Annotated in this window: 1 protein-coding gene; it reads right to left on the reverse strand. The window is 57.2% G+C overall.

Annotation, left to right across the window (positions count from 1 at the left end; all coding sequences use genetic code 11):
• On the reverse strand, window positions 1-430 hold a 430-nt coding region (gene rimI, locus ACTHTY_RS12230), incomplete at both ends, for a ribosomal protein S18-alanine N-acetyltransferase (RefSeq protein WP_440367895.1).

Here is a 430-nt window from a genome sequence, read left to right on the forward strand (position 1 = left end):
TAACATGATTTCTCCATCAATACGGCATTTTCGCTGCCACCGTCGGGCAGGGCGTAGTAGTTTTTGCGGCGGCCACAGGTTTGGAAGCCGTGTTTGCGGTAGAGCTGTTGCGCGGTTTCATTGCTTGCGCGGACTTCCAGCAGCAATCGGGTTGCGCCTTGCTGTTGAACTGTGTTTTGCCAGTGTTGCAGTAGGGTGGACGCAATGCCTTGGCGGCGGTATTCGGGCGCGACGGCAATCAGGTGCAGCTCGGATTCATCAAACACGGTTTGCCACACGATAAAGCCGGTAATTTGGTGGTCGGTCTGACTGAGCCAAACGCTGTCGGGATGGTGTTGAACCGCCGATTCAAACTGCTGCGCCGTCCACGACGAAGGATTGCCTTGTGCGTCGATGGCGGCAAGGGTGGGGCAGTCGGCAAGTACGGCTG

The organism is Neisseria sp. P0019.S002, assembly GCF_051957155.1.
GTDB classification, from domain to species: domain Bacteria; phylum Pseudomonadota; class Gammaproteobacteria; order Burkholderiales; family Neisseriaceae; genus Neisseria; species Neisseria perflava.